Genomic DNA, 20,938 nt, shown 5'->3' on the forward strand with positions numbered 1-20,938 from the left:
GTGGGATAAAATGTTGATAGTAATTTGTGTTAAAGAGGGCGATCGCTTATTTCTTAAAGCCCTGGCTTTTCCAGGGGAAGGATCTCCACTAAGCTATTCTCTATTTCATTAACTTCAACCTCATTCACATTCAAAGTTGCAACTTCTTCAACATTAGGGACGGCAGAAATCGCCGGAGTCATAATTTTTAATCCTTTAGGAACACATTCTACTTCTATCGGTGTTGTGCCAATAATTTCCCCATCTAAAACTACTTTTTGAGGAGGATTAGTTGAAATTTTAAGGCGTTGAGTCCGAAAGGCAATCATATTATCTCGTTGAATTTCTGTTTTCAGTAAACCTGCCCCTAATAAACGCACCATCCCCGCCAAGGCTTGCATTTTATCGACAGGAGAGGTATACATTAAAACTTCTAACAATCCATCATCAGGAATCACCTGTCCTAATCCTTGGGCTAAAACGGAAGTAGCAGGAGCAACATTGGCAACTGTAATCGCGGCAGCTTCACATTGATTGATTTCACCATTAATTTCAATTTCCGTTTCAAAGTCTGTTTGTTCGTTTAATTGTTGCCATCCTGCCATAATATAAGCTAACGGCCCCCAGCGTTTTTTCGTTTCTCGATCTGCTTTACTCACCGTTTCGGCTTCAAACCCAATTCCAGCTAGTAAAATCATCGGTAAACCATTACAATTTGCCACATCAATCGTGCGGATTAATCCGGCAATAATGACTTCACAAGCCCCCTGAATATTCGTCGGAATTCCCAACGCCACCGAAAAGGCATTAGCCGTGCCTCTGGGGATAATTCCTAATGGAATATTGGTATTAATCACGGCTCCTGCTACAGCCGAAACCGTCCCATCTCCCCCCGATGCAATTACTAAGTCAACATTTTGTTCCACCGCTTCTTTTGCTAATTCCGTTGGATCAGTTTCAGGTGTTGTTAAGTGAACTTTTAAATGAAAATAGGGTTCTAATAATTGTCGAATTAATAATAAATCTTGATTAGCATTTCCCACCCCTGAAACGGGATTAAAAATTAAATACGCCGAACGAGTTCGGCGCAATTGAACAATAATTGCTTCTGCGGTTCCAATATTACTCGCAATCGGAATATTGTAGATATTGCAAACTCGGAGTAATGTTAAAAGCGGTAACTCAGAAAAAGTCGTTTGGGTGGGTTCTACTAAATAAATGACCGCAGCAATCTCTTCCCCTGCAATTATTTTTGAGGCGATGACCATATCCCCTCCTTGTCGCAGAGATAACATTGTCTCAATCCTTAACCATGTCCTCTGTTTTAAAGCACCTGCAAGATTGTCTAAACCCATGAGGCGGTAATGGGATAGGACATTCTCGTGTTGAGTTATAAAATTCACGAGCTTTTCTTGCTGAGTCTCATCAGCGAGTAGGGCAATGATCGCAGTCATAATTCAACTCTTATCTTAATTATGACTATGATATCGTGGATTGCCTTGAATCTGCCTCTACCCTGACAACTGTACAGCCTTAAAAAATTGTCCCCTAAAAAAGAAAAAAACTCCGTGAGTTCACAAAGGCGTGATTTCACGGACTTTTGTCCCCTGGTATAACAATCGGTGAATTTACTAATTATGTTTGCATATCCATCCGGGAAGAAGCGGAGTGATTCATCGATTTCATGGAATCTTTACAAAAAATCCCGCTTATTTGAATTTTTGATAAAATTAAAGTTCTCCGTTTAATCGTCTGAACCGATCCCATCACCTGAAAAAATCTTCAGCGTGTTTCGCTGTTGAGTCAATTCAAGCTTGTATGGTTTTTGATCAAACTTTTAAGATCAACAGAGGTCGTTCGTCTCAATCCCTCTTAATGAGCTTTTAATTTTAACCGATTTAGAGTTGATAGATTAAAAACTTAAGCAAAAATCTATAGCAATACTTGAACAGGGAACAGGGAACAGGGAACAGGGAACAGTAAGCAGTGAATCCTTTTCAGGATTTAGAAATGTCCTAACTGTAATGCGTAGCGTTATAGAATTAGTTCTGTTGTTCAAATAAATATACATTTCTTTAAAATTTAATATCAAAACCATAATCTGTATTGACAGAATTTAACCGTGCCGCAAACTCACCCCTTCAGCAGTTAGGATCAATATTGTATAACTTCAGATAGATGAAAATTGAGCTATTTAATTTCACGCTATTGAATTAGGAATGTATTTCTAGTTTCAGCAAATCATAATTCCGGGTTAATGTTTAGCAAACTGATCAAAAGGTGATTATGCAGCGTTTAATTTTGACCTTAAAGCAATTCAGTATAAAATGGGCGATCGCCGTTATTTTAGTGGGGTTGATATGGGTTGGGGCTGGAATTTTTAGCACTCCTGTTTTTGCTAAAGCACTCACTCCAGAAGCCGACTTTTATCATGTCAAAGGCGGAAATACTGAGAATTTAGATTTACCAAAAGCCTCTGATGCAGCTAAAGATGCGTCAGAAAAAGTATTTGATCAACTTGATACTACTAAAAATTTAGTCGGTAAAACCGAAAAAAGGAAAGCAGCCATTGAAGATGCTAGAAAAATCGCTCATAAAAAGTTAAATGAGCAAGCAGACCGAGCTAAAGTAGCAGAAAATAATGATGCTTCTTTAGCACCCAATGACAAGCTATTTTATAAAGGATTACAAGGAGAATTGTAAACTTTAACTTTAACGATTTTCAGGATGATCAAATCCTAAATGTTTCCAAGCCGCAGGTGTCGCCACACGACCCCGGTTTGTGCGTTGAATAAACCCAATTTGCATTAAATAAGGTTCATAAACTTCTTCAATGGTTTGGGTATCTTCCCCAGTAATTGCCGCCATTGTTTCTAATCCCACTGGCCCGCCTTTAAAGTTTTCAATCATCGCACTTAACATATTGCGATCTGTCCAATCTAATCCCATGGGATCAACATTAAAAACTTCTAAGGCAATATTGGCAATTTCCGCATTAATTTCTCCTGTACTTTTGACTTGAACATAATCTCGAACTCGACGTAATAACCGATTTGCAATTCGAGGCGTTCCCCTAGCACGTTGAGCAATTTCGATCGCTCCTTCTGGGGTAATGGGAGTATTTAATAATTTGGCAGTGCGTTGTACAATTAAACTTAATTCATCAATTTCATAAAAGCGTAATCGTTGAATAATTCCGAAGCGATCGCGCAATGGAGCCGTTAAGGAACCCACCCGTGTTGTCGCACCCACAATGGTAAAGGGTTTGAGAGGAATACTGCGAGTTTTTGCCGCTCGCCCTTGACCAATGGTAATATCTAATCGGCAATCTTCCATCGCCGGATATAAAATTTCTTCAGCAACTTTTGATAATCGATGAATTTCATCAATAAATAACACTTCTCCCGGCTTTAAACTCACTAATAATCCCGCAATATCACGGGGTTTTTCTAACGCTGGAGCCGTTGTAATTTTACACGTTACCCCCATTTCCGACGCTAAAATCAGCGACATGGTGGTTTTTCCCAACCCCGGAGGGCCATATAATAATAAATGATCTAACGGTTCCTGACGAGATTTGGCAGCCGCGATCGCAATGGATAAAACATCTTTTAAATCTTTTTGTCCAATATAATCTTCTAACCGATGGGGACGAATTTTTTCATCCTGTTGACGATTAATTTCTTCCTGGGGTGTTGCTTCTGCTTCTAATAAATAATCCAACTCATCAATCGGCTCCTGGGTCTTAGATTTTCTGGATTTTTTAGCTGCTGGAGTCGCCAACCCAGAGAAATTATCCGAGGGTTCAGGTTCAGGGGACTGCTTTTTGGAAGAAATAATCGCCATAATAGACTTACGCTATATAAGGGCTATAGGTTACAGGTTAGCAGGTTTGGGGATGAATGAGTTTTGATCCTCTCCTATTCTTCCCTTTCATATTTAACCATCAATTGTGAATAGATTTGAGGAGTTCATTCATGTCTTCCAATTACATCAGTGATCATGCTTTAGTCATGGGGAGGAGTATGGCCGGCTACCGAAGGGGGAAAGCCGAATGGGATAACAAAATTCTTGCACCAATATTTAGATCAGATTCTGACGTTAGGAGTCAAACATCCTAAAATTTATCAGTCTTTTGTAGAAGTCATGCACATGACAAAACCAGCCCATACATTATTTTATCCTGAATATATTTTAAGGGTATTAGGACAATGGATTGTTTCACAGGAGGCTCAAGAGGTTGCTGTTGAAGACCAACCGATCCCAAAACTGTTATCTGAATCTCGCAGATCAAGATAAAATCAAGATTAATCTAATGATTAAAGTTGACGGTTAATCGTTAACCCCGAACAAAAACTCCAGTCTGTCCTCTTGTTGCCTTTTCTCCCTAACTCCCCTTTTTTTCCGGCTTTCTCTGGTCTTACCCAATTTAATGACTAATTTCTACGATGTTGAAACACTGAAAAGACGGCTGCATCAGTTGAGTGATGAACAACTCAAACAAGACTATTTGCGAGGGGCATTAACCTTTGATTTTCTTGCAAAAGTGTTGAAAGAAGTTGAATCCGAAGACTTGATGCTACAGGTGGTGAGTTTGGCTTTAAAATTAAATGTTATTCAAGGAACGTTGTTAACAAAAACCGTTAAACCTGAATTTCAAAACAAAGCCTTTTCTCTGGTCATTCAATTAAATCTTCCCCTGGCTTTTAAAATTCGTTTATTAGCCCAAACCCGTTCACCTCTATTACTTCCTTGGTTTTTTAAAGGATTACATCATCCCAATGAACTTGTTAATGCTTGGTCAGCTTGGGCAATTACTCAAATCGGTCAAGCCGCCGAACCTTTATTATTAAAAGCATTAAAAGATCCCTTACAAAAAACTCGCCTTTGGGCAACTTGGGGATTAGGACAAATTGCCAGTGATCGAGCTATTCGGGGATTAATTGTTGCTCTTAATCATGAAGATAGCCAAGTTCGTTGGCGAGCAGCGACGGCATTAGGTAAAATAAAAAATCGTTTAGCGATAACAAAATTAAGAGAAATTTTAGCTTCCGATCCTGATCATTATGTTCGAGGTCGAGCCGCAACGGCTTTAGGATTTTTAGGAGGAGTATCGGCAATTACAGGGTTAAAAAATGCCCTTGATGATTCAGAATTTTATGTTTATACCAATGCCGTTTATGGATTGGAAATGATTAATGATTCCTTTGCTATTAAGGTACTTTTACAAGCCCTTAATCATAATAATGCCGATGTCAGAACTCGGGTTGTTGAAGTGTTGGGACGCATTGGCAATGAATTTGTAATTAATAAACTGCTCAAGAAAATTCATGATCCCGATCCTTTTGTGCGGGCAAAAGTGGTTGAAACTATTCAATCGATGAATACCCCTTCAACAATTAATGGATTAAAAACTGCTTTAAATGATGCGGATGTTTATGTGCGATCTTGGGCAGAAACAGCTTTAGATAAATTAGATTCTTCAGAATCAAAAACATTTTTAACAACCTTATTTAATCCTAATATTGTTTCGCCTTATTCCCATTTACCTAAACTTTGGATTTCCTCTAGAGCCGAAGCTAAAAACTATATTTTAGAACACTTTCAAGGAGCCAAAATTGGCTATTTAATTTCTATTGGTAGTCCCGGTAGTGAACTTCCTGAAGGGTTTGATCAAGTTCCGAGTCGATGGCGATTAGAATTTGATGATATTGATACGCCTTATCATGATCCTGAATATATTTTACCGAGTCTTAAACATATTTTAGAAGCGCTGCATTTTATGAAATCGGTTCAAGCCAATCAAGGAGATTTATTAATTCATTGTCAAGCGGGAATTAGTCGTTCTACTGCGATCGCATTTATCCTTTATGCCTATCGTTTAGGGATAGGAAAAGAAGAAGAAGCCCTCCACTATATCCTAACAATTCAACCTCAAGCAATGCCCAATCAATGGATTGTAGAATTAGCTGATATTGCTCTGAAACGAGGCGGGCGATTAATTCAAGCACTACGCAACTATCGCCGTTCTTTTTGAAATTCTTGAGAGAACAGGGAACAGGGAATAGGGAATAAAACGAAAAACAATTTATCATCTAGGTTTGGGCTATTAGGAATTAAAAATAAATAACTTGCACAATTAAACCCTAGAAACCTTGATCTACCGTAAACTATTGCTCAATTAGTCACCTTATTGGTTTTTCATTCCTTAGTTTCTAATATTTCATCCTTTAATATTTGCTACAAATAATTGCTAGGGTTGCTAATCACTTTTTTCTATCTCCTATTCCCTATTTTCTTTCCCCCCTGTTCCCAGTTCCCAGTTAAGCTGTTCCCTACTATAAAAAATCTGTGGAGACGCACACCGGGTACGTCTTCACAGACAGTTGAAACCCATGTTCAAACTTAGGACATGGCTTGAATGATAAAGTCAAAGTAGGGGGCTGCTTCTTTAGCATCTTCGTCATCGAGTAACGCCAGAGACGCTTCTTTGAGACAAACAATGGCTTCTACCATTCCGGGCATGGGAACGCCTAAAGAGTTATACATTTCTTTGACCCCCACCAAACCAATGCTTTCAATGGGATCTTTGTCACCGGACAGAATCCCATAGGTAATTAAGCGCAGATACCAGCCATAATCCCGCAAGCATAAAGACCGTTCCCGTGAACCTGACGCATTACCACCGGGGGCAATAAAGTCAGGGCGTTTTTTCCACAGTTGGTTACTGGCACGATCTACAATCTTTTTTTCATTATCAGCCAGTGTGGAAGCAATCCGCACGCGCTGTTCACCCGTTTTCAAAAAGTCATTGATGCTTTTGAGTTCACCAACACTCGGATAACGGAGTTCATCATCAGCTTTGAGAATAACTTGGCTAACTACTGTCATCTAAAACCTCAAGAGCTATTAAAGTTTTTCAAGATACCATTAAGTAGTTTAGCGACTCAGGGGGATCTGGGGAAGCAGTTAATTGTAAATCGAGAGAATCGGCTTAAATCGGGATGAACAATCCCCCCCAAATCGTTAACAATTCTTAATTTTTAATCCTTAATCATGATGTGGCAGCAAGGACAACAAGTAGAAATTGAAATTACAGATTTAACCGATGATGGCAATGGAGTGGGCCGTTACCAAGATCGAGTGGTATTTGTTCCAGATACGGTTCCGGGCGATCGCCTACGGGTGCGACTGGTGCGGGTCAAAAGTAAGTATGCTGAAGGGAAAGTGCAGCATATCTTAGAAGCATCTCCTGATCGGGTTTCCCCGCGATGTATTGTGGCGGATAAATGTGGGGGCTGTCAGTGGCAACATATTGATTATGAATTTCAATTACAAGCCAAACGGGATTTAGTCGTTAAAGCCTTAGAACGGATTGGGGGATTTACCCAGCCTCCGGTGGAGCCAGTATTAGCAGGAGAGTCGGCTTTAGGATATCGTAATAAAGTCACCTATCCCCTGGGACGTTCTGCAAGCGGTCAAGTCCAGGCGGGTTACTTTCAGAAACACAGTCATCGTTTAGTTAACTTAAATCAATGTCCGGTACAGGATCAACGTCTAAATCCTTTACTGGCGAATATTAAGCAAGATATTCAAAAGCGAGGGTGGTCAATTTATGACGAACCCCAACACCGAGGAAAACTTCGCCATCTGTCCCTGAGAATTGGACAACGCACCGGGGAAATGTTGTTAACTTTAATTGCAACCCAGGGGAGTTTACCCGGACTGCAAGAACAAGCGGAAACTTGGTTAGAACAATATCCTTCCTTAAAGGGGGTTTGTTTAAATATCAATGTGGATCAAACAAATGCTATTTTTGGTCAGGAAACACGCTGTTTAGTCGGTCAACCCTATTTAAAGGAAGAATTTGGGGGACTCCAGTTTTTGCTTAGACCCGATACGTTTTTTCAAATTAATACAGAAGTGGCAGAAGCGTTATTACAAATAATGCTACAAGAACTCAATTTACAAGGAACTGAACGGATTGTTGATGCCTATTGTGGAATTGGGACATTTACTTTACCTCTAGCAAAGGATTTACTGCAAAAACAAGCGGGTTCTAAGCAGTCGTTACAGTCCCCTCAAGTGATTGGTTTGGAAGTACAAGAAATGGCGATTGAGCAAGCTCGGCAGAATGCTATTTTAAATCAAATTGACACCGTTGAGTTTAAACTGGGAACAGTACAAAAGTTATTACCCCAGTTAGGGTATAAACCTGATATTGTTTTACTTGATCCGCCTCGAAAAGGATGCGATCGCAGGGTATTAGAAACCTTGCTAGATCTCCAACCTCAACAACTGATCTATATCAGTTGTAAACCCGCAACCTTAGCACGGGATCTAAAAGTTTTATGTGAAATGGGAGTCTATGAATTAATACGGGTACAACCTGCGGATTTTTTCCCGCAAACGTCCCATGTTGAATGTGCTGCTTTTTTAAGTCGTTCATCCCAGCAATGACATCAAACCCTGGATTCATGACCCCTTAAGGAAATTTCTGTTTCTATTTTTTGTGATCAAAATTTGTGAAACAGAAATCCCATTCATCTTATAATGGGTAAAACATTAACACTAAATTCTGGCTAAGGTCGTTCTCCTAGATCATTAAAAACTTCTTGGAATCAATTCCTAGGGAGTCATCTTTAAAAAACCGAACCAATTCCCCGGTTCTGTTGCTTGGATCTGTCCTTAGTCCCCCATGAGTGGTTTAACAATTGCCCCTTACAGATCAACATATAAAAGGTATGTTTAAGAAAATTCTTGCGCCTTTGGATCTGTCTTCCAACAGTCAGGCTGTGTTTGAGCAAGCTTTAGAACTGGCAGTATGCAATCAAGCGAATTTGATGTTACTGCACGTTTTGTGTACGGACGAAGAAAGCAGTCCTGATTTTGGCATCTTAGTCGGGTTAAGCTACTATCCAACGGCAAATCAAGAATTGCTCTATACCTATCAGCAGCAATGGCAAGAGTTTACCCAAAAAAGTTTAGATGCCCTTAAATCTTGGCACCAAATCGCAATAGATGCAGGGGTGGCGACGGAATATACACAAACCGTCGGTAAACCGGGTAAAACGATTTGTGAGGTTGCCAAACATTGGGAAGCGGATTTGATTTTGATGGGACGTCGGGGTTACTCGGCTTTAGGAGAATTGCTTTTAGGAAGTGTTAGTCAATATGTTGTTCATCATGGGCCTTGTTCGGTGTTAATCGTACAATCCCATCCGTCTTAAATTGATTTAAAATTTGCTACCCCTGCCATTTTTTCTGAAGAATGAAGTTTAGTGAACTGGTTGAAAAACTTAACAGTGGAATTACGGGCCATAGTTTGACAGATAACCCCTCCCTCGATCCCGATATTCATGGGGTGGCGGCGGTGGATAAAGCGACCTCTGGAACTCTTAGCTATATTGAAGGATTAAAATTTGCCTCCTTTGTGCAGCAGTCTGCTGCGAGTGCGCTGATTTTACCTGTAGATGAAGGGTTACAAACTCAAGCAACCGAACGGGGTTTAGCGTGGGTGGCGGGGGCAAATCCCAGGGCGATTTTTGCGGCGGCGATCGCATTATTTTATCAACCTTACCAACCCCAACCCTCGATTCATCCCAGTGCGGTGATTGATCCGAGTGCCCAAATTGGCTCAGAGGTTTATATTGGCCCCCATGTGGTGATTCAAGCGGGGGTGACGATTGGAAATCAGGTGTGTTTGCATCCAAATGTGGTGATTTATCCCCAGGTCACGATTGGCGATCGCACTATCTTACACGCCAATTGCACGATTCATGAACGCGCCCAAATCGGTTGTGATTGTGTGATTCATAGTGGGGCTGTCATCGGGGCTGAAGGCTTTGGTTTTGTTCCCACCGCTTCGGGTTGGATGAAAATGGAACAATCGGGAATTACCGTATTAGAAGACGGGGTAGAAGTGGGATGTAATAGTACGATTGATCGCCCCGCCGTGGGAGAAACCCGCATCGGAAAAGCTACGAAATTAGACAATTTAGTGCATATTGGTCACGGCTGTACCATCGGCGAGAATTGCGCCTTTGCCGCCCAAGTAGGATTAGCTGGGGGTGTCACCATTGGGAATGGGGTGTTATTAGCGGGTCAAGTTGGTATTTCCAATCAAGTCAAGGTGGGGGATGGGGTCATCGTTACGGCTCAATCTGGCGTTCATCATAATATTTCACGGGGAGAGATGGTCTCTGGTTCCCCGGCTCTTGCTAACAAGCTTTATTTAAAAACGGCGGCGGTTTATAGACGATTACCTGAACTGTACCAATCTTTAAAAGCGTTAGAACGTCGTTTTAGAGATTCTTAGGGGTTGACGGTTGAGGGTTAACTCTGTTTCCTAATTCCTAATGGCTTTCTGGGTGGGAAAGGGTCGGGAATCGGAAAGACGAGGGTGGGATTTTTTGAAGTCTAATCACGGATATATTGATCTGTCTTAACGGCAGATTTTTTTTAATGCCATGGCTCAAGGGAGTGGGATGATTTTTCTTCAGGGGAGATGGCGGGCTGAAAAAATTGCGCTCCTGACTCTAGGGGCGTAAAATAGGGCGGCTATCCAATTTTCAAGACAGAGCTAAGGGATGAGTTCTAGTACCATCGAATAAGTCTATATTCCCCTGCTCAATCTCAACGGGATTTTGAAGTCCCGTTTTTTTGCTCAGGGTAGAGATGGTGATTCCTGTATGGAAAGATTTGTAACTTAGAAAAAAAAATATTTGTCAAATTGATGAATTTAAGTATATATTATTTTTTATAACTCCAAAAAGTTGAATTGGATAAAAATTACCTACCTAGAGAAGTAAGGAGATTAAGAACAACATGAATAAACCTGCACCAACTCCCTTAACCGGAAAGGCTCTGCTTCAAAAAGTAAAAGAACTGTCTCATATGCCTCGGCGTGAAACAGCAAAGCTGTGCGGTTATTACAGCACGACAAAGGACAACCAAGTTCGCGTCAATCTCACAGATTTTTATGATGCAGTGCTGAAAGCACGGGGGATTCCGCTTAGTCCCGATGGTACAAAAGATGGTCGGGGTCGGGAAGCAACTTATATGGTGAGCGTTCACAAAAACGGTCAAATTGTAATAGGCTCAACCTATACCAAAGAAATGGGACTTAAACCGGGTGATGAGTTTGATATCAAGCTCGGATACAAGCATATTCACCTGATTCAAGTCGAAAATGGAAAAGATGCCAGCAGTGGCGATGAAGAAGAGTAAATTCGCTCACCTGAGCCATTAGAATGATATTTTCATGGCTTGCAAATGCGCCAACCCTGATTAAAATTGCTGTTTTTTTTGGGGTGTGGATGGGTTTATGGATGCCAATTGCTGTTGTCAGTGCATTCGCTCTCAATTGGCGTCCTTCTGAACCCCTAAATGAAACCCAAAAATTAACGTTGCTGGCGTCACTTTATGGAATTGCTCCCATAGTTTTGTGGAAAGTTAGCCAAGTTGAGGGTCGATCCTTCTTCGATTATGGTTTAGCTTGGAGATCGCAGTTTTTCATATCAATTGCCATTGGTTTCGGTCTGGCTGTTATCAGCCTGATCGCCTTATTTGGTTTTCAATTTATCCTGGGTTGGCTCAATTGGCGGCAACAACACTGGGAAAATACAGGTGAACAGTCCTCTTCCCTAAATTTTTTGCTTCACCCTATAAAGGGATGGATTAAATTATGGAAAAAAATATTAGTTTTTGGGCCAATTTTTCTGATAGCCCTGTGGATTAGTAGTAACGAGGAGTTAATCTTTCGAGGATTTTTACAAAAACAATTACAGCAAGAGTATTCAGCCTTTATCGCCGCCGTGATCGCCAGTGTGATTTTTGCCCTTTCCCATCTGTTGTGGGACGTTCGCAACACATTACCCCAATTACCCGGATTAGGATTAATGGGAATGGTGTTGACTTTCGCCTGTTTGGGTCAGGGGGGGTCTTTAGGTCTAGCCATTGGACTACACGCGGGTTGGATTTGGGGGATAGCCAGTTTGGATACCCTGGGAGGAGTTGAGGCTACCCAGAAAGTTCCTGAATGGGTAACAGGGTTAGGGGGAAAACCCTTAGCCGGAGTATTGGGAATAGTAATGTTGTTGCTGGTCGCGGGTTTATTAGAAATCGTTTACCCTTTAAGCTAAATCTTGATCTTGCGGTGGCATTTTGCTACCTTGAAAAATTATGACAACCGCAACAGTTTCTACTCCAGAATTTACCCCGGTGTATGGCCCTGTGTGGTCGTGGCGCTATGGAAAATCCTTGGGAATTGATCCCATCGGTGAGATTTCCACCTGTTCTTTTAATTGTGTTTATTGTCAACTCGGAGAAATTAAACTTAAAACCCAACAACGTCAAATTTATGTTCCCACCGATCAAATTTTACAAGCCTTAGCTGAGTTTGCGCCTTGGGATGTGGATGTGATTACCTTAAGTGGAAGTGGAGAACCCACCTTAGCCGCAAATTTAGGGGAAATTTTAATCGGAATTAAAACCCTCACACAGCGTCCAACTTTGGTGTTAACCAACGGGACAACATTATCAGATTCTCAAGTTCGAGAACAATTAGCTTTAGCCGATCGGGTGTCTGTAAAACTCGATGGTATTTCAACCGCCCAACTTCAAAGAGTGAATCAACCCGTCAGGGAAATTGATTTAACACAGCTACTCATAGATCTGCAAGAATTTCGTCGCATCTTCCCTGGAGAATTAGGAATCCAAACGATGATTTTATCGCCTTGGTCATTATCAGATCGCCAGGAATATCAACGTTGGATCAAAGCGATCGCACCGACCGAAATTCAACTGAATACTCCCACTCGTCCCAAACCGTTAAAACATGAATTAGCCGGACGAGAAAATCATCCCTCCCCTGAAAATCTCCCCTATCAAGCTCGGAAACTCAAATCAGTTGAGCCTTCAGTCTTACAAGATTTTGCTCAAGAAATTCAAGCGCAAACCGGAATTTCTGTCCGCTATCCTCCCCTATCTCATTGATCATCAAGTCCTAGTTGTTTTGGGAACAGCGAGCAGATTTTGATTAAAACTTCAATATATCAATTAATTTGATATGTCATGGAGATCAAAAAAGGCTTTTTTTTTAAATGATTCTTCAGGTTCCTAAAATGTATTGAAATGTTAACAATACCGAAAATTTTATAGAAGAAAATAAAATAAATATGATAAAATAAAATTTAGTTACACTTGGAGAATATTTATGGCAAAAACAATCACAGAAAAGCCTTCAACTACTCCCCTAACAGGTAAAGCCTTATTACAGAAAGTTAAAGCTTTGGGCAACTTACCTCGTCGGGAAGCGGCTCGCTTGTGTGGGTATTATACCCAGACAAAAGATAGCCAAACTCGCGCCAATATGACAGAATTTTACGATGCGTTACTGGCTGCAAAGGGCATCGCCTTAGACCCAGGACGCACGAAAGATGGACGGGGAAGGGAAGCAAGTTTTCGCGCTTGTGTTCATAAAAACGGTTCCCTGGTTATTGGTGCGAACTATACTGAATCTATGGGATTAGAAGCTGGAGATCAATTTGAAATTCGCTTAGGTTCAAAACACATTCACTTGATTCAAGTTGGGGAGAAATCTGAAGAAGATGTCCTCGATGAAGAATAACTGCTTAACTCTGATTTAAGGGGTCAAGGTTAGCTTGTCTAATTTTAAAAAACCCGCATCCACAAGCTACTGTAATTCCACATTTAATTAAACATAAAACGTTTAATCGACCCACAAGCTAACCTTCTCCCTTCAAGTCAGGAAAATCTTCTGTTTTTTTTAGGTTCATCTATGTCTATTATTTATCGTCTGATTGAAATTGAAACGGAAACCGGAATTGGAATCTATAATATTACGCCTCAGATTGTAGAACAGTTAAAATCAACAGAAATTCAAAATGGGCAAGTGTTAGTCTTCTCCCGACATACCACAACCGCACTGGCGATTAATGAATATGAAGAACGTCTGTTAGAGGATATTAAAGTTCATTGGCAAAAATTAGCTCCTGCTGATGCCAAATATCTTCATAATGACTTACATTTAAGAATTGTTCCTCCCGATGAACCCATGAATGCTCATTCCCATTTAATTGCGATGATGTTAAGTACCAGTGAAGTGATTCCTATTGTAAATGGAGAGTTAGCGTTAGGAACTTGGCAATCGGTTTTATTTTTTGAATTAGACGGCCCTAGAACCCGCACCGTTGCGATTCAATTCAGTGGAGAATAGAGAGAATGGAAACTTTTATCACACTCACTCCCGAAGAATATAACGCTCAAATTGAACGAGTGATTACGACGTTGAATCAGGATTTACCGATGTTATTTGAACGAGATATTTCCTATGATATTTATACCTCGGATATAGAGTTTATTGACCCCGTAAATCGGTTTAAAGGTAAGTTTAGTTATCGGATTATTTTTTGGACATTACGGTTTCACGGTCGGTTATTTTTTACAGAATTGTATTTTGATTTACATGATGTTCAACAAACTCAATCAGATATTATTACTGCTAACTGGACAGTGCGGGGAACTTTACGTTTACCCTGGAAACCTCAATTATTTTTTAATGGATATTCTACCTATAAGCTTACTTCTCAAGGCTTAATTTATTATCATCAAGATACTTGGGATAGACCACCTCAAGCTATTTTAAAACAATTCATAAGCTCGTAATTTTGATTAAGAGTCGAATAAGCCGTTCTCTAAGTTCGGTTTTACACACTATAACAAGTTGAAAAAGGTTAGTTACATTAAAAATAAGAACAGAAAGCAATAACAAGATTAAATTATTTGATAAGACTATGACAAACCCTGTATCTCATCGTCAACTCTCTGCAAATAATGTGTTGTGGCAATATGTTCAATCTATGGAACCCGAAACTATTGCCAAATTGTCTCAACCGGAACCCGAAGTTGCTCAAATTATGGAAAATAGCTTGATGCAAATGTTAGGTGGTTTACCCTCAGAGCATTTTGATGTTACGATTACCACAAACCGTGAGGATTTAGGCCGTCTTTTAGCATCAGCAATGATGAATGGTTATTTCCTCTACAATGCCAAACAACGCCTGGAGTTTGAAAAATCTTTATCTCCTTCTCAAGAGGCTTGATTTTCGCAGAAAAGTTGCTACAGTCAAAAATAGTTGCACTGCAACACATTGAACAATTCCAATGATTCGGCTTTATTCCTTCCATACCGATTGGTGTGGGAGGAAACCTCTATTACAACTTAGTTTTATTTATATTTTACAGTGAACAATTCCACTCAATCTGAATCCCTAACGGTTTCAAGGGAACCTTCTCTCTCCCTGTGTCCTGAATTTGTTTTACCCATTCAGAAAAAACAGGCTTTTCAGCAAGTTTTAGAACGTCATTCGGGAGAACATCAATTAATTATTATACAAGACTTTCCCGATCCTGATGCGTTATCTTCGGCTTGGGCTTATCAGTTAATTGCTAAACAATATAATATTGACTGTGATATTGTCTATGCTGGAACCCTCAGCCATCAAGAAAATATTGCCTTAGTGAAATTAACAGGATTACCTGTCCATCGCTGGCCATTAGAAATGGCAAAAACCAAAGATTTATCAATTTATTCCGGTTGTGTTTTAATTGATAATCAAGGAACAACCAGTCAACTAACCCCTTTAATTCACTCGGCTAAACTGCCAATTACGGTATTAATTGATCATCATAGTTTACAAAAGGATTTACATCCCGAATTTTGTGATATTCGTCCTCAAATTAAAGCGACGGCTACAATTTTAACTCAATATTTACAATCGGGATTTTTAGAACTCGATGATAGTGAAATTGATCATATTAATTGTACAACGGCGTTAATGCACGGGTTACGTTCGGATACGAATCAACTTCGACAAGCCACCCGTGAAGACTTCTTAGCCGCAGCTTATCTCAGTAATTATTATGATGCGAGTTTATTAGATTCTGTGTTGCGTTCTTCTCGGTCTAAACGGGTGATGGATGTCATAGAACGAGGATTATCAAATCGTCAAGTTTTAGATAATGTCTCAATTTCAGGGGTCGGTTTTTTACGCGCTTCTGACCGAGATGCTATTCCGCAAGCGGCCGATTTTCTATTAACTGAAGAAAACGTTCATACGGCGGTGGTTTATGGATTAGTTCATGATGATTTTAATGAACTGGAGATTATTGTGGGTTCCTTGAGAACGAATAAAATCACCCTTGACCCGGATGAATTTATTAAGGAAGCCTTTGGAACGGATGCTACGGGTAAGTTTTTTGGAGGGGGAAGAAGTCAAGCAGGAGGGTTTGAAATTCCGTTAGGGTTTCTATCGGGTTTTAATGAAAATAAAGATTATGCAGAGATGAAATGGAAGGTATTTGATGCTCAAGTGAAGCAAAAATTATTGCGTTTAGTGAATCCTGATTAAAAGGTTTAATCTGTTTCAGGCTCTTCCTCAGCATTCAACTGAATGGATAATTTGATATTTTTTAAGACACTTAGGCTAAGGGGTTGACATTTCCTAAAATTCTATACTATAGTTAATATAGTGTGGCTTATCTTATAAAAAACAGGATTATTATTGATTGTCAAAAGGAACGCCAATGAAAAACACATTATTAAGGTGTTTTCTAAAACAAGAAAATAATCAATGGGTCGCTGTTTGCATCGATCTAAATTTAGCATCTCAAGCAGATACCTGTAACGAAGCTAAATTAAAATTAGAAGAGATGATCAATTCCTATGTTCAAGAAGCTTTGACAGTAGATAGTGACTATGCAGAGCAATTATTATCTCGTAAAGCTCCTTTCACTCTCATTTTAGAATACTATTTTGCAGTTTTGCTTGAAAACTTGCCTGCTTTTAACCCTGCTCATTTTCAGATTTTTTCTGGCGTTTCACAGTCTCAAGTGGTTTAGGAGAAGATCTTGGGATTTTTTACAAAGTTTGCGCCGCCAACCTGTAAGCAAGTTAAAACAGCCCTTAAAAATATGGGTTTTGAACCCCAGAAACAAGATGGAACTTCCCATGAACAGTGGAAAAAAATTGTTAATGGGAAATTATACAAAGTTACTGTTGACTGTCCCAAAGCTCCATTTAGCAAAACCCTAGTTAAGTCCATGGCCGCCCAGGCTGGAGTATCCAAAAAAGTCTTTCTTGAATACTGTTTTGATAAAAAATTAAAAGATGATCCTCATCAGTAAAAAACTATCTTTTGTCTTCTCTTTATCCCAAAGGCAGTTGGGGAATTTTTTTTGAGAATTTTCCTGAACAGAATCATCGATAGAGGAATAAACAGGAGTAGATGCACCCTGATGGTTTTCCTTCAACTTCGGTTGAGGGATTTTTTTTGAGAATTTTCCTGAACAGAATCATAGATAGAGGAATAAACAGGAGTAGATGCACCCTGATGGTTTTCCTTCAACTTCGGTTGAGGGATTTTTTTTGAGAATTTTCCTGAACAGAATCATAGATAGAGGAATAAACAGGAGTAGATGCACCCTGATAGTTCCCCCTCAACTTCGGTTGGGGGAATTTTTTTTTGAGAATTTTCCTGAATAGAATCATAGATAAAGGAATAAACAAATGTAGATGCACCCTGATAGTTCCCCCTCAACTTCGGTTGGGGGGTTTTTGCTTGGGAAGGCTTCCTACGTCAGTTCTATTAATGGTGTTCAAAAATACCTTGAAATTGTAATAAATCTAAAGTGACTATTACAGGTAAACAGGAAAAACATTGTTGGGCGAGTTCTAAACGGTCTTCTCGTTCTAACATCGACACTAACTTTTTCTGAACACTTAATAAATAGCGAACATCATTAGCGGCATAGTTTAATTGCTCTTCGGACAGGTTACTCGCATTTCCCCAGTCAGAACTTTGGGAGGTTTTATCGAGTTCAACTTTTTCTAATTCTTGGACTAATTCTTTCAGTCCGTGTTTTCCGGTATAGGTTCGGACTAATTTACTGGCTATTTTAGTACAGAATATCGGGTTAACTTCTATTCCTAAGTAATAGCGAATAGTGGCAATATCAAATCGAGCAAAATGGAAGACTTTGAGAATATGAGGTGCTTCTAAGAGTTGTTTTAAGTTCGGTGCTTCTGTTTGACCTTTGGCAATTCTAATGGCGGTGACTTGACCTTTGAGGTCGCAAATTTGAATTAAGCAAAGGCGGTCTCGCCAAGGTAATAACCCCATTGTTTCGGTATCAACGGCTAACGCATCGGCGGTTAGGTATTCAGATAATAACGTTTCAGAAATATCCCCATCACAAACTTGAAAATTAAACATAGGATTATTGACGGTTGACGGTTGACTGTTAGCTTTGTTAGTTTTTAATAAAACTATTCCCAATTCGTAATTCGTAATTCGTAATTCGTAATTCGTAATTCGTAATTCGTAATTCCCTATTCTACATTTAAAGCCATGCTTTTCTTACAAAAATCTGAGTAAAATAATACTCGCCTTTGGCATTTCTGACAATCCCAACTCCGGTTAATTCATAATTTCCCACCATATTGCGTTGATGACCTGGACTTTCTATCCATCCTTTAACGGCTTGTTTTCCAGGGTCAACATAACCGGAATTAAAGGCAACATTTTCGGCAATTTCTTGCCAACGGACAAATTGACGAATTTTTTGAAATCGAGCTTTTGAACCGCTATGACCAAAGGGAACTTGACCATTAGCCATTAACTGACTATGAATACGACATTGTTCACTAATTTGCGGGTCTAATTTCAAAGGAGGCAAATTTTTAGAAGCCCGATAATCATTGACTTGTTGATGTACGGATAATTCCAATTGCGCCAGATTAGAATTATTGGGGGTAACAATGGGTGTCACTTGCGGTAGAGGCTTTACAATCGAGTTGATTTCTGACAAAAATGTACACCCTCCCAATAATAAGACTATTCCGATGAATGGTAATTTAAACATAGTTGATTTTAGCAATAGTGTTGATGCGGTACAGTTGCGATAGGTTTGGGAAATTGCGATCGCTTTTTTTAGCTTACTGCATAAATTGTGATTTTTGTCAATACCCCTAGTTGTGGCTTACCGTTTTTGTCCAAAAATTCGTGTATCGTAAAGTCGTAAATTCGTTAAAAAACATTGATCTTATACGAAAGAATGAGGGTTTTAGCTGCCATTTTTGTCTTTAGACACAATAAACCCTTGAGCGGTGTTATCCTCAGTGTACCAGAACCTCTATAATCTCGTCAACTATTTGAGAACTATTTTCAATAAAATATCAAAACTTCCTGACAAACTTTTAAATAAAAAAATTATACGCTTATATAAATTAGAAAAATTAATATTAACTCTGCAATTAGGACTGATAACCGTAGGGGGTAACATCTAAACTGAAACTAATAACTTTCTAGTACAGTATCGTCATTTAATTCGAGAAAAGCTAAAGGAATTATAGGCTCAAATTTAGGCAAATAATAATCTTTGCTGAGAACCCTAATAAGCTTTTTAAGGAGTAAACTTGATTAAAATTTTCGGTCGGTTCAATGCTTGAATTTCGGTACTGAACACGACCGAGATGAGAATGCTTCAAAAAATCTAAATCAAGTCGGGATAGGGCAATGCCACGACTCTAAACGGACACTCCAGACAGAGTAAGACTACCCTCGGTAGCGTCGTCAGTTAGTGAACTGTCAAGAATCACCGCATCGTCACTGTTGCTGAGTATGTCAATACAGAATAGGTATTCTAGAAGGTGATCAGTATGATCGCCATTCATAGTCACCACCACACCAGTCAGAAGTATCAACACCAGAAATAACTCTGTAGTTGTTTGTATACCACTCCAGTTCTCTGATGTTTGGAGTGTCCTTGGCATAAACGATGTGTCCATATTGCGGATACCTTTGCCCATCGGAATCTGGGACGAAAAAGAAATTCAGCATAGATCCCCAAGGTATACCACAGCGATTTTGGAACTCTTTTCTCGTGTTTAAGGCTGCATCATAAGAGTCATCAGCCGCATACCAAGTAGGCCATTTTTCCTTAATGATGATAGGCTTGTATCCTTTGCGGTCTACTCCTTGCTCATTGTAACCGTACTCATTAAATCCGTCTGCTCCGTAATTATCCCACGCTTTAGTCCCAACTTGATAGGCTGGATAACGGCTCATTTTTCCTCTCCAATTTAATACTGAATAAATACAACTTTGGGTGCATGAGTAATTTGTTAAAATTAAGACACAAATCCACTCACGATATCAACGTTGAACAACGATGTACTTGATCAACCCTGACTGCTATCATCAGCTTGGTAGTTCAAAGCATGATTTGTGCAGTAATCTACAAATATTGCCTCTTCATCAAGTCCTTGAACCTTCTCCCAAATTTCTCTGATTTCATGAATCATCTCCTCCACTTCTATACCGTCAGCCTGCTCTAATACAAGGTGAATTAGTTCATCTAAGCTAATTTTAGTATGATTGACGAGCGACTTAGCAAACAGGCAACAAAAAACGTTTTTGTGATTTCCAATTACACCTTCTTCGCTGAAGCCATACTTCCAATATTTTGCATCAACCCTTACAATTGCACCGTTTTCTGGAATCACATAAAGGGCTTGCACCTGTTTTCCCCCAACTGACGCATCATCGAGAATGCTTTTCAGACTTTGAGTGATTAATCCTTGAAATACATTTTTAGCAGTGTCTGAAGCACCTGGGAAAAAATCATTAATTACTTCATATATTTTATCATCGGTCTCTTCTGTGATATCTACCATGTACTCCGAATGATATCTGAGGACACGATTTCCAAGAATCTTAACTTTTCCGACTGCTTCTAGATCGTGAAGCATATCGTGAAGTTTCTCTTTATATAAACGTAGTCGAGTTGTTGCAGCACTTCTAAGAAACTCAAGCTGTTCTTTCTCCTTTGCTGATAAAGTGGCATCTTCAAGTCTTGCCATTAATTTTGTCATCAT

At 39.6% G+C, this 20,938-nt stretch carries 23 protein-coding genes; 16 read left to right on the forward strand and 7 right to left on the reverse strand.

Features of this window, described 5'->3' with window-relative positions; all coding sequences use genetic code 11:
• Window positions 1-53: 53 nt before the first annotated feature.
• Window positions 54-1,433 carry a YegS/Rv2252/BmrU family lipid kinase gene (locus PL9214_RS01835; protein WP_083579849.1) on the reverse strand — a complete coding sequence of 460 codons (1,380 nt, stop codon included), beginning with the start codon at window positions 1,431-1,433 and terminating at the stop codon, window positions 54-56.
• Between the two features lie 832 nt (window positions 1,434-2,265).
• Here PL9214_RS01835 and PL9214_RS01840 point away from each other — a divergent pair.
• On the forward strand, window positions 2,266-2,682 hold the full coding sequence (locus PL9214_RS01840; protein ID WP_072717139.1) for a hypothetical protein: 417 nt from the start codon (window positions 2,266-2,268) through the stop codon (window positions 2,680-2,682).
• 9 nt (window positions 2,683-2,691) lie between these two features.
• Here PL9214_RS01840 and ruvB read toward each other — a convergent pair whose 3' ends face one another.
• Entirely contained in the window at window positions 2,692-3,825 is a 1,134-nt protein-coding gene (gene ruvB, locus PL9214_RS01845) for a Holliday junction branch migration DNA helicase RuvB (protein WP_072717140.1), read from the reverse strand.
• 225 nt (window positions 3,826-4,050) lie between these two features.
• On the opposite strand from ruvB, the gene PL9214_RS01850 reads away from it, so the two are divergent.
• The gene (locus PL9214_RS01850; protein WP_072717141.1) at window positions 4,051-4,278 is read left to right on the forward strand and encodes a hypothetical protein; all 228 of its coding nucleotides are present in this window, start codon (window positions 4,051-4,053) and stop codon (window positions 4,276-4,278) included.
• Window positions 4,279-4,411: 133 nt separating this feature from the next.
• Window positions 4,412-6,016 (forward strand): HEAT repeat domain-containing protein, encoded by a 1,605-nt coding sequence (locus PL9214_RS01855; RefSeq protein WP_072717142.1) that lies wholly within the window; start codon window positions 4,412-4,414, stop codon window positions 6,014-6,016.
• 368 nt (window positions 6,017-6,384) lie between these two features.
• On the opposite strand, the gene PL9214_RS01860 is transcribed toward PL9214_RS01855, so the two are convergent.
• Window positions 6,385-6,870, reverse strand: coding sequence for an allophycocyanin subunit alpha-B (locus PL9214_RS01860; protein ID WP_072717143.1), 486 nt, complete (start codon window positions 6,868-6,870; stop codon window positions 6,385-6,387).
• A gap of 165 nt (window positions 6,871-7,035) precedes the next feature.
• Here PL9214_RS01860 and rlmD point away from each other — a divergent pair, with 165 nt between their 5' ends.
• The 13 genes from rlmD to PL9214_RS01925 all read left to right on the forward strand — a co-directional run bounded on the left by rlmD (window position 7,036) and on the right by PL9214_RS01925 (window position 17,187).
• Window positions 7,036-8,439: a 23S rRNA (uracil(1939)-C(5))-methyltransferase RlmD gene (gene rlmD, locus PL9214_RS01865; RefSeq protein ID WP_072717144.1), complete on the forward strand. Its 1,404-nt coding sequence runs from the start codon at window positions 7,036-7,038 to the stop codon at window positions 8,437-8,439.
• Between the two features lie 284 nt (window positions 8,440-8,723).
• The gene (locus PL9214_RS01870) at window positions 8,724-9,209 is read left to right on the forward strand and encodes a universal stress protein (RefSeq protein ID WP_072717145.1); all 486 of its coding nucleotides are present in this window, start codon (window positions 8,724-8,726) and stop codon (window positions 9,207-9,209) included.
• Window positions 9,210-9,250: 41 nt separating this feature from the next.
• Complete coding sequence (lpxD, locus tag PL9214_RS01875; protein WP_072717146.1) at window positions 9,251-10,297, forward strand: UDP-3-O-(3-hydroxymyristoyl)glucosamine N-acyltransferase; 1,047 nt, start codon at window positions 9,251-9,253, stop codon at window positions 10,295-10,297.
• 509 nt (window positions 10,298-10,806) lie between these two features.
• Entirely contained in the window at window positions 10,807-11,208 is a 402-nt protein-coding gene (locus PL9214_RS01880; protein ID WP_072717147.1) for an AbrB family transcriptional regulator, read from the forward strand.
• Between the two features lie 23 nt (window positions 11,209-11,231).
• Window positions 11,232-12,122 (forward strand): CPBP family intramembrane glutamic endopeptidase, encoded by an 891-nt coding sequence (locus tag PL9214_RS01885; protein WP_072717148.1) that lies wholly within the window; start codon window positions 11,232-11,234, stop codon window positions 12,120-12,122.
• Window positions 12,123-12,162: 40 nt separating this feature from the next.
• A complete protein-coding gene (locus PL9214_RS01890) occupies window positions 12,163-12,975 on the forward strand; it encodes a radical SAM protein (RefSeq protein ID WP_072717149.1) in 813 nt (270 codons plus the stop codon).
• A gap of 220 nt (window positions 12,976-13,195) precedes the next feature.
• Complete coding sequence (locus tag PL9214_RS01895; protein ID WP_072717150.1) at window positions 13,196-13,609, forward strand: AbrB family transcriptional regulator; 414 nt, start codon at window positions 13,196-13,198, stop codon at window positions 13,607-13,609.
• Window positions 13,610-13,780: 171 nt separating this feature from the next.
• A complete protein-coding gene (locus tag PL9214_RS01900) occupies window positions 13,781-14,218 on the forward strand; it encodes a secondary thiamine-phosphate synthase enzyme YjbQ (RefSeq protein WP_072717151.1) in 438 nt (145 codons plus the stop codon).
• A 5-nt stretch (window positions 14,219-14,223) separates the two neighbouring features.
• Window positions 14,224-14,667 carry a C6orf136 family protein gene (locus tag PL9214_RS01905; RefSeq protein WP_072717152.1) on the forward strand — a complete coding sequence of 148 codons (444 nt, stop codon included), beginning with the start codon at window positions 14,224-14,226 and terminating at the stop codon, window positions 14,665-14,667.
• A 128-nt stretch (window positions 14,668-14,795) separates the two neighbouring features.
• Complete coding sequence (locus PL9214_RS01910; protein ID WP_072717153.1) at window positions 14,796-15,104, forward strand: DUF760 domain-containing protein; 309 nt, start codon at window positions 14,796-14,798, stop codon at window positions 15,102-15,104.
• Window positions 15,105-15,245: 141 nt separating this feature from the next.
• Complete coding sequence (locus PL9214_RS01915; protein WP_072717154.1) at window positions 15,246-16,412, forward strand: DHH family phosphoesterase; 1,167 nt, start codon at window positions 15,246-15,248, stop codon at window positions 16,410-16,412.
• 175 nt (window positions 16,413-16,587) lie between these two features.
• Window positions 16,588-16,902, forward strand: a complete 315-nt coding sequence (locus tag PL9214_RS01920) for a hypothetical protein (protein WP_072717155.1) — start codon at window positions 16,588-16,590, stop codon at window positions 16,900-16,902.
• Between the two features lie 9 nt (window positions 16,903-16,911).
• Window positions 16,912-17,187, forward strand: a complete 276-nt coding sequence (locus PL9214_RS01925) for a type II toxin-antitoxin system HicA family toxin (protein WP_072717156.1) — start codon at window positions 16,912-16,914, stop codon at window positions 17,185-17,187.
• 461 nt (window positions 17,188-17,648) lie between these two features.
• On the opposite strand, the gene PL9214_RS01930 is transcribed toward PL9214_RS01925, so the two are convergent.
• From PL9214_RS01930 to PL9214_RS01945, 4 genes are all read right to left on the reverse strand, one after another.
• Window positions 17,649-18,275, reverse strand: a complete 627-nt coding sequence (locus PL9214_RS01930) for a ribonuclease D (RefSeq protein WP_072717157.1) — start codon at window positions 18,273-18,275, stop codon at window positions 17,649-17,651.
• A gap of 127 nt (window positions 18,276-18,402) precedes the next feature.
• Window positions 18,403-18,924: a CAP domain-containing protein gene (locus PL9214_RS01935; RefSeq protein WP_072717158.1), complete on the reverse strand. Its 522-nt coding sequence runs from the start codon at window positions 18,922-18,924 to the stop codon at window positions 18,403-18,405.
• A gap of 791 nt (window positions 18,925-19,715) precedes the next feature.
• The gene (locus PL9214_RS01940) at window positions 19,716-20,129 is read right to left on the reverse strand and encodes a hypothetical protein (protein WP_072717159.1); all 414 of its coding nucleotides are present in this window, start codon (window positions 20,127-20,129) and stop codon (window positions 19,716-19,718) included.
• A 113-nt stretch (window positions 20,130-20,242) separates the two neighbouring features.
• Window positions 20,243-20,938, reverse strand: a complete 696-nt coding sequence (locus tag PL9214_RS01945; RefSeq protein ID WP_139294931.1) for a hypothetical protein — start codon at window positions 20,936-20,938, stop codon at window positions 20,243-20,245.

The organism is Planktothrix tepida PCC 9214 (assembly GCF_900009145.1).
Classification (GTDB): Bacteria; Cyanobacteriota; Cyanobacteriia; order Cyanobacteriales; family Microcoleaceae; genus Planktothrix; species Planktothrix tepida.